At 72.3% G+C, this 9,128-nt stretch carries 7 protein-coding genes; 6 read left to right on the forward strand and 1 reads right to left on the reverse strand.

Translation table 11 applies throughout. From position 1 onward, the window contains the following. Positions 1-166: 166 nt before the first annotated feature. Complete coding sequence (locus tag ACFT9I_RS39705; RefSeq protein ID WP_382572655.1) at positions 167-1,120, forward strand: pirin family protein; 954 nt, start codon at positions 167-169, stop codon at positions 1,118-1,120. A gap of 143 nt (positions 1,121-1,263) precedes the next feature. Then, entirely contained in the window at positions 1,264-2,328 is a 1,065-nt protein-coding gene (locus ACFT9I_RS39710) for an AI-2E family transporter (RefSeq protein ID WP_382572658.1), read from the forward strand. Positions 2,329-2,373: 45 nt separating this feature from the next. Here the strand turns inward: ACFT9I_RS39710 and ACFT9I_RS39715 are convergent, their stop codons facing one another. Continuing rightward, complete coding sequence (locus tag ACFT9I_RS39715; RefSeq protein ID WP_382572660.1) at positions 2,374-4,509, reverse strand: SpoIIE family protein phosphatase; 2,136 nt, start codon at positions 4,507-4,509, stop codon at positions 2,374-2,376. A gap of 176 nt (positions 4,510-4,685) precedes the next feature. On the opposite strand from ACFT9I_RS39715, the gene aspS reads away from it, so the two are divergent. The 4 genes from aspS to ACFT9I_RS39735 all read left to right on the forward strand — a co-directional run bounded on the left by aspS (position 4,686) and on the right by ACFT9I_RS39735 (position 8,775). Beyond that, positions 4,686-6,449, forward strand: coding sequence for an aspartate--tRNA ligase (gene aspS, locus ACFT9I_RS39720; RefSeq protein ID WP_382572662.1), 1,764 nt, complete (start codon positions 4,686-4,688; stop codon positions 6,447-6,449). Positions 6,450-6,601: 152 nt separating this feature from the next. After that, positions 6,602-7,171 carry a SigE family RNA polymerase sigma factor gene (locus ACFT9I_RS39725; RefSeq protein WP_382572669.1) on the forward strand — a complete coding sequence of 190 codons (570 nt, stop codon included), beginning with the start codon at positions 6,602-6,604 and terminating at the stop codon, positions 7,169-7,171. Next, the gene (locus ACFT9I_RS39730) at positions 7,155-7,961 is read left to right on the forward strand and encodes a hypothetical protein (RefSeq protein WP_382572665.1); all 807 of its coding nucleotides are present in this window, start codon (positions 7,155-7,157) and stop codon (positions 7,959-7,961) included. The genes ACFT9I_RS39725 and ACFT9I_RS39730 overlap by 17 nt, the downstream gene beginning before the upstream one ends. 10 nt (positions 7,962-7,971) lie before the next feature. Further along, a complete protein-coding gene (locus ACFT9I_RS39735) occupies positions 7,972-8,775 on the forward strand; it encodes a hypothetical protein (protein WP_382572666.1) in 804 nt (267 codons plus the stop codon). Positions 8,776-9,128: the final 353 nt, after the last annotated feature.

Here is a 9,128-nt window from a genome sequence, read left to right on the forward strand (position 1 = left end):
CGGCCGGGCTGATGCCCGGCCGGCGCTCTCTTTGTGAGGCCGTCGACCGGGGCCGTCGAGGTCCGGCCGCCCCGGCTCGGTGCGCGCGGCGGCGCGCGGAATATCTGGCCGCTTGCCAGATGTTCACCATTCAACTAAATTGGAGCCAAAGCCGAGGAGGCCCCCAATGCCCGCTGTGACCGTCGAAAACCCGCTGACCCTTCCCCGCGTCACGGCGGCCGCCGACGCCGTCGCCCGCCCCGTGCTCGCCGTGTCCACCGCGCCCGGCGGCTTCGAGGGCGAGGGATTCCCGGTGCGCCGGGCCTTCGCGGGGATCGCCTACCAGCACCTCGACCCGTTCATCATGATGGACCAGATGGGTGAGGTGGAGTACGCGCCGGGAGAGCCGAAGGGCACCCCCTGGCACCCGCACCGCGGCTTCGAGACCGTGACGTATCTGATCGACGGCACCTTCATCCACCAGGACAGCAACGGTGGCGGCGGCACGATCCGTAACGGCGACACGCAGTGGATGACGGCGGGCTCCGGCCTGCTGCACATCGAGGCGCCGCCGGAGTCGCTCGTCACGTCGGGCGGTCTCTTCCACGGCCTGCAGCTCTGGGTGAACCTGCCCGCGGCCGACAAGATGATGGACCCGCGCTACCAGGACATCCGCGGCGGCCAGGTGCAGCTGCTGACGTCGCACGACGGAGGCGCGCTGCTCCGGGTGATCGCGGGCTCGCTGGACGGGCACGAGGGTCCCGGCATCACGCACACGCCGATCACGATGATCCACGCGACGCTGCGGCCGGGTGCCGAGGTGACGCTGCCGTGGCGCGAGGACTTCAACGGCCTCGCGTACGTCCTGGCCGGACGCGGCGCGGTCGGTCCCGACCGGCGGCCCGTCCACAAGGGTCAGACGGCGGTCTTCGGCGCGGGTTCGTCGCTGACGGTCCGCGCGGACGAGTCGCAGGACTCGAACGCGCCGGACCTGGAGGTCGTCCTGCTGGGCGGCCGTCCGATCCGGGAGCCGATGGCGCACTACGGCCCGTTCGTGATGAACAGCCACGCCGAGCTGAAGCAGGCCTTCGAGGACTTCCAGTCCGGCCGGCTGGGCACGGTGCCGGCGGACGCCGCGTAAGTCCGGCCGCCGCGTAAGTCCGACAGGCGGGTGGGGCGGACGCCCCCCCCCCCGCCACCCCGCTCCACCTCTGAGTGACACCCCGTCACCCACCCGGCCCCATCCGTGGGACAGCGGCGCGAGCGCCGTGGTCGGGTGGGCGGATGGAGAACTCGCGCGGGAGCGGCACGCCCGGCGTGCTGCCCGCCGAGGTCTGGCGGGTGGGTGCCTGGTGTGCCGTCCTGCTGCTCGTCGCCGGGGTCGTCGCCGTCGGCGTGTGGATCGTCGTCACCTTCAAGACCGCCGTCACCCCCGTGCTGCTCGCCATCCTCGGGACCGCGCTGCTCGGCCCGCTCCACCGGCGACTCGTCGCCATGAGGATGCCGAAGTCCCTCGCCGCCGGGCTGACCTGCCTGGCCGTGGTCGCGGTCGTCGGCGGCGCCGGGTACATCGTCGTCAGCGCGCTCATCGAGACCGGCGACCAGATCATGGACTCGCTCAAGCAGGCCGGGCGGGATCTCAGCAAGCACCTCGGGGCCGCCGGGACGTCGCTGGACGATGTCGCGACGAACGCGAAGAGCCTGCTCGGCAAGTTCGGCGGCACCGCCGCCTCCGGTGTGATCACCGGGCTCAGCGTCGTCGGCGAGCTGATCGCCACCGCCGTTCTCGCGCTGCTGCTGATCTTCTTCTTCCTCAAGGACTCCGACCGGGTCGCCGGCGCGCTGCGCTCCGTCGCCCCGCCCCGCACCGGCGACATCGTCGAGGCGATGGCCCGGCGCGCGTTCGGGGCCGTCGAGGGCTTCATGCGGGGGACGACCTTCATCGCGCTCATCGACGCGATCTGCATCACCGTCGGCCTGCTGATCCTGCGCGTGCCGGGTGCCGTCGGGCTCGGGGCGCTGGTGTTCGTGGCGGCGTACATCCCGTACCTCGGCGCGTTCCTGTCCGGCGCCGTCGCCGTGCTCGTCGCGCTCGCCGACCGGGGAGTGGTGATCGCGCTGTGGGCGCTCGGGGTCGTACTCGCCGTACAGGTGCTGGAGGGACACGTACTCCAGCCGATGATCCAGAGCCGTACGGTGCAGATGCATCCGGCGGTCGTCATGCTGGCGATCACGGCGGGGGCGAGCGTGGCGGGGATCCTGGGGATGCTGCTGGCGGTGCCGCTGACGGCGGCGGCGTTCGGGGTGATCGCGGAGATCCGGGAGCGGTACGCGGCGGGGACCCCGTGACCGGGGCCGGAGGCCGGTGACCCGCCGTCCGGTCGCCGCCCCGGCTCAGCCCGCCGAGCCCTTCTCGTAGATCTCGAACCAGATCGACTTCCCCTCCCCCCGCGGATCCACCCCCCACGCGTCCGCCAGCATCTCCATCAGCACCAGCCCCCGCCCGCTCGACGCCAGTTCCCCCGGCCGTCGCTTGTGCGGCAGTTCGTCGCTCGCGTCCGCGACCTCCACCCGCAGCCGGCGCTTGCCCCGCTCCCCTGCCGCCTCCGCGATCAGCACCGCGTCGCCGTCCGTGTGGACGAGCACGTTCGTGGCCATCTCCGAGAGCATCAGCACCGCCGAGTCGACCTGCTCCTCGTCCGCCCAGTCGTGCAGCAGGCCCTTCAACTGCTGCCGCGCCTCCGAGACCTGCTCGGGCTCGGCCTGGGCGATCGTCAGCACCGTACGGCGCGGCGGGCGCCGCGCCGGTGAGCTGTCCCGGGAGAGGAGCAGCAGCGCGATGTCGTCCTCGCGGCGGTCGGCGAGCGGGCCCGTCGTGTAGTGCGAGCCGGGGCCGTGGACCGCCGCGATCAGTGCGTCGGCGAGCTTCTCCAGCGATACGCCCGTGTTGTCCTCCAGGACGGGCCGCAGCCGTGTCCAGCCGCTCAGCATGTCGTGCCCGCCGGTCTCGATCAGCCCGTCGGTGCAGAGCATCAGGGTGTCGCCGGCCTCCAGGACCACCCGGGTCGTCGGGTAGTTCGAGTCCGCCTCGATGCCCAGCGGCAGCCCGCCCGCCGTCTGCCGGATGAGCGCCGTGCCGTCCGCCGAGCGGATCACCGGGTCCGGGTGCCCGGCCCGTGCGATGTCGAGCGTGCCGGAGTCCGGGTCGACCTCCATGTACAGGCACGTCGCGAAGCGCGGCACGGTGTAGTCGGGGTCCTCGCCCGTGTCGCTCTGGTCGGGGTGCGTGGGGCCCTCGGCGGTCGAGAACTCGTACATGCCGTGCAGGAAGCGCGAGGCACGGGACAGTACGGCGTCGGGCCGGTGCCCCTCGGCGGCGTACGCGCGCAGGGCGATCCGCAGCTGTCCCATCAGGCCCGCCGCGCGGACGTCGTGCCCCTGGACGTCGCCGATGACCAGCGCGACCTTGGCGCCGCCCGGCAGCGGGATGATGTCGTACCAGTCGCCCCCCACCTGGAGCCCGCCGCCCGTCGGCACGTAGCGCGCGGCGACGGTCATCCCCGGGATCTCCGGCCCCAGCGTCGGCATCATCGAGCGCTGGAGCCCCAGCGACAGCTCGCGCTCCGACTCGGTGACCTCGGCGCGCGCCAGCGCCTGCGCGAGCATCCGGGCGACCGTCGTCAGTACGGAGCGCTCGTCCGGCGTGAAGGTCACCGGGTTCTTGAAGGCGGCCATCCAGGCGCCCATCGTGCGGCCGGCGACGATCAGCGGCACATACGCCCAGGACTGCCGCCCGAAGCCCTTCACGATCGACCAGGTGGCGGGGTAGCGGTCGTGGAACTCCTTGGCCGTCGGCAGATAGATGGCCCGGCCGGTCCGTACGACCTCGGCCGCCGGGTAGTTCGTGTTCACCGACATGTTGGTGAAGGGGCCCTCGGCGTTGTCCGGGTTCCCGTGGTGCCCGATGATCGTCAGCCTCTCGCCGTCGACGCCGAAGACGGCGAGCCCGTCGGGGGAGAAGCCCGGCATCGACAGCGACGCCGCGACCCGCAGCACCTCGGCGGTGGAGCGCGCCTCGGCGAGCGCGCGGCCCGCGTCGAGCAGGAACGCCTCACGGGAACGCCGCCAGTCACCGGCGACCGGGCTCCGGCCGGTCAGCGCGCCCTGATGCGGTTCGACGATCTCCTGGAGGGTGCCGATCAGCTCGTAGTCCTCGCCGTACTCCCGCTCCGTGACCAGCGGCTTCGAGCGGGACCTGATGGTACGGATCACCCGCCCCTCCGCGTCCACGACCCGCACATGGGCCTCGGCGAGCGTCCCCTCGGCGACGGCGAGACGGACGACGGCGTAGATCTCGTTCCAGTCGACCGGGTGCAGGCGCGCGCGGGTGGCCGCCTCGCTGAGGACCGTGGGCTCGGCGGGCAGCCCGAACAGCCGTGCCGCCTCCGCGTCGAGGGTGACGATCCCCGCGGCGTTGTCCCAGCGCCACACACCGGTCGCGATCGCGGCCAGCACGTCCTCGGTACGCATTGCACCACTTTAGACCGGTACGGGTGGGGAGTGCGGTGTCAAGCAGGCGTGCGGGTGGCCGGGCGGGGACCGCTCGGCGGGCAGGCCCCGCAAATGCGGGGGAAGCGGCCTCGGCCCTGCCGGTAACCTGGTGCGGCCAGGCCCACCCGCCAAAAGCTAAGACTGGATGAACGACGATGCATCGGTACAGGTCCCACACCTGCGGCGAGCTCCGCGCCTCTGACGTCTCCACCGACGTCCGGCTGAGCGGCTGGCTGCACAATCGTCGAGACCTGGGCGGCATCCTCTTCATCGATCTCCGCGACCACTACGGTCTCGTCCAGCTCGTCGCCCGCCCCGGCACCCCCGCCAACGAGGAGCTGTCCAAGCTCACCAAGGAGACCGTCGTCCGTATCGACGGCAAGGTCTCCGCCCGTGGCGCGGACAACGTGAACCCGGAGCTGCCGACCGGCGAGATCGAGATCGAGGTCACCGACGTCGAGATCCTCGGCGCGGCCGGGCCGCTGCCGTTCACGATCAACACCGAGGACGGCGTCAACGAGGAGCGGCGGCTCGAATACCGCTTCCTCGACCTGCGCCGCGAGCGCATGCACCGCAACATCCTGCTGCGTACGGCCGTCATCTCCGCCATCCGGCACAAGATGACCGCGCTGGGCTTCAACGAGATGGCGACCCCGATCCTCACGGCGACGTCCCCCGAGGGCGCCCGTGACTTCGTGGTCCCCTCCCGGCTGAACCCGGGCAAGTTCTACGCGCTGCCGCAGGCCCCGCAGCAGTTCAAGCAGCTGCTGATGATCTCCGGCTTCGACCGCTACTTCCAGATCGCGCCCTGCTTCCGCGACGAGGACGCCCGCGCCGACCGCTCGCCCGGCGAGTTCTACCAGCTCGACGTGGAGATGTCCTTCGTCGAGCAGGAGGACGTCTTCCGGCCGATCGAGAAGCTGATGACGGAGCTGTTCACCGAGTTCGGCAACGGGCGCGAGGTCACGTCCCCCTTCCCGCGGATCCCGTTCCGCGAGTCGATGCTGAAGTACGGCAACGACAAGCCGGACCTGCGGGCCAAGCTGGAACTGGTCGACATCTCGGACGTCTTCGAGGGCTCCGAGTTCAAGGCGTTCGCGGGCAAGCACGTACGCGCGCTGCCGGTGCCGGACACCGCCGGCCAGTCACGGAAGTTCTTCGACGGCCTCGGCGACTACGCGGTCGAGCAGGGCGCCAAGGGCCTGGCGTGGGTGCGGGTCGGCGAGGACGGCGCGCTGGCGGGTCCGATCGCCAAGTTCCTCACCGAGGACAACGTCAAGGTCCTCACCGAGCGCCTGTCGCTCGTGCCCGGCCACGCGATCTTCTTCGGCGCGGGCGAGTTCGACGAGGTCTCGAAGATCATGAGCGCGGTCCGCGTCGAGGCGGCCAAGCGGGCCGGCCACTTCGAGGAGGGCGTGTTCCGGTTCTGCTGGATCGTCGACTTCCCGATGTACGAGAAGGACGAGGACACCGGGAAGATCGACTTCTCGCACAACCCGTTCTCCATGCCCCAGGGCGGTCTTGAGGACCTGGAGACGAAGGACCCGCTGGACATCCTGGCGTGGCAGTACGACATCGTCTGCAACGGCATCGAGCTGTCGTCGGGCGCGATCAGGAACCACGAGCCGGAGCTGATGCTCAAGGCGTTCGAGATCGCGGGCTACGACCGCGAGACCGTCGAGCACGAGTTCGCGGGCATGCTGCGCGCCTTCCGCCTCGGCGCCCCGCCGCACGGCGGCATCGCGCCGGGCGTCGACCGCATCGTGATGCTGCTCGCGGACGAGCCCAACATCCGCGAGACGATCGCCTTCCCGCTCAACGGCAACGCGCAGGACCTGATGATGGGCGCGCCGACGGTGCTGGACGAGACGCGGCTGCGCGAGCTGAACATCCAGCTCCGCAAGCCGGTCGCGAAGTAGTCGCCAGGTAGCCGCTTTCTGTTCAAGGGCCCGGAACCGTACGGTTCCGGGCCCTTCGCGTGGCGTCTTCCTGCCATGGGGCAACCTGATGGCGACCCCGGCGCGTTGACCGGTCGTGGAAGACCGAACGGATGGGCGAGGGCGACGAGACGATGAACCGGGGCGCTCCCAATCGCGATCCCGATCGCTACGGCGGCGGCGAGGGCGGCGGCGACCGCGACTTCGAGGCGTTCGTCGCCGCTCGTGGGCCGCGACTGCTGCGGGTGGCCTGGCTGTTGACGGGCGACGCGCACCTCGCCGAGGACCTGCTCCAGACGACCCTCGCCAAGGTGTGGCCCAAGTGGCACCGGATCTCGGGGGAGCGGCCGGAGGCGTACGTACGCAAGGCGCTGGTCCACACGCATGCCTCGTGGTGGCGCAGACGCTGGCGCGGCGAGGTGCCGCACGGCGAAGTCCCGGACGCGGCGGGCTCGTTCGACGCGTACGAGAGCGTGGATCTGGAGCAGTCGCTGGCCGCCGCGGTGCGGTCGCTGCCGGTCGGACAGCGCGCGGTCGTCGTGCTGCGCTTCTTCGAGGACCTGAGCGTCGAGGACACGGCGGCGACGCTCGGCTGCGCGCCGGGCACGGTCAAGAGCCAGTCGGCGAAGGCGCTGCTCGCGCTGCGGGCCGCGCTGCCGGTGCCGGTGGAGGAGGGAGGTGAGCGGCGTGCGCGGAGAGGGTGAGGAGCATGTCGAGCGCGGCGAGCACGAGCTGCGGGTTCTGCTGGAGCGTGCCGTGCCCCGGCTGCCCGCTCCCGAGGGGCGGCTGCGTCGCGTACGGGAGCGAGCCGCCCGCAGCCGTCGGCGCCGCCGCGTCGCCGGGACCGCGGCGGCGGCGGTGACCGGTCTCGTCGTGGTCGGCACGCTGCTGCCCGGCTTCCTGCCCGGCGGCCCCGGCGAGGGCGCCCCACCCGCGAGCCCGGCCCCGACCGGCACGGCGACCGACCCGGCGGGGGGCCGCGCCGTCCGCTTCCCCGACCTCTACGACCTCACCCTGCGCCTGCCGCCGGGCTGGCAGGCACTCGCCGTGCCCCGCGACCCCGCGAGCGGCCGGCAGCCCCGCGGCTTCGTCGCCAGCCAGCGGGTGCCCACCGTCACGCCGGCCTGCGGGACCGGGCAGCAGGCCACCTGCGAGCCGGTCCGGGTGCTGCGGCCCGGGGGCGTACTGGTCTCGCTGGACCTAAAGGAGTTCAGCGGGCTCCACACCAAGGCACAGACCCCGCCCCTGCTGTACGCGCTGGACAAGACCTCCGCGTTCTGCCGCAAGCTCCAGGGCACCACGGAGTACGGCGCCCTGCTGGCGGGCCCGGAGCCCGGCGCCGACGCGGGCATCCACGTGAGTGTCTGTGTCGCCGGGGCGAGCGCGAATTCCCGGATCGTCGACGACGTACACGACATGATCACCGATGCGGACTACCCCGCCCTCGGGCCGGGTCCCGAGCCCAGCAAGGCTCCGACGGCCCATGCGAACTGAAAGGTCACACATGTCTCACCTCGCACGGCCGCACGGAGTGGCCGCCCTCCTGCTCGCCGCCGGTCTGCTGCTCAGCGGCTGCGCGGGCGGGTTCGGGGGAGGGTCGTCCGTCCCGAAGGCGGCGGACGGCAAGGGCGCGACCGCCGACGCGGCCGGCGACGCGCGTGGCGGTCTGGGCCGGGCCGTGCCGGACTCCAAGACCGAGGAGCAGACCGTACGCCCGAGGGAGATCCCGTCGCTCGGCCCGAAGACCCGGTCGCAGATCCCCGAGGACAGCCGCCAGGCCGTCGTGGTCACCGGCGACGCCCCGGACTCCAACCGGGCCACCCTGGTCCTCTACGAGCGCGACCCCGTCGAGGGCTGGCGGTCCGTCTCCGACCCGTGGCCGGCGCACAACGCCCTGAAGGGCTGGACCGACGACCACCGGCAGGGCGACCTCCGCAGCCCGATCGGCGTCTTCGGCCTGACGGACGCGGGCGGCCGACTGCCCGACCCGGGGACGAAACTCCCGTACGACCGGGGCCCGGCCTTCACGGTCAGCGGCGTCGGCTTCGAGGGCGAGCAACTGGCCGGGTCGTTCGACCACGTGGTCGCCATCAACTACAACCGCGAGCCGGGCACCACCCCGCTGGACTGGACCCGCCCCCTGGGCGCGGCCAAGGGCGGCGGCATCTGGATCCACGTGGACCACGGCGGCCCGACACAGGGCTGCGTCTCACTGCCGATGGGCCGCCTGAAGGAACTGCTGCGCTGGCTGGACCCGGAGAAGCGCCCGCAGGTGGTGATGGGAGACGTGTCGGCGCTGGGACGGTAGGGCCGGGGCGCGCCGGGTGGCCGGTCCGTCCTCAATCGCCGGACGGGCTTGGGATGCCCGTCGGGGTGGGCTTCGCAGCCCCGGCGGGGAGCCGGGTGTTGGCGAGTGGCGTTGGGATGATCGCCCAGCTGGTTCGAGACGCCCGCCGGAGGGGGCTGGGATGTCCGCCCGACCGGTTCGGATCGGCCCTCGGACGGGCTTGGGACGTCTCCCCAGCCGGTTCGGACTGCCCCGGCGGGTGGGCTGCGAGCACTGCCGGGCCGGTCGGGGGCGGTCCGGCGTGACCGGCCGAGGTCCCCACGGCACGGGCTCCGGGTGCCGCCCACCCCCCGGCACGGGAAACGCCGTCGGCC

Source organism: Streptomyces sp. NPDC057137 (genome assembly GCF_042670825.1).
Taxonomy (GTDB): domain Bacteria; phylum Actinomycetota; class Actinomycetes; order Streptomycetales; family Streptomycetaceae; genus Streptomyces.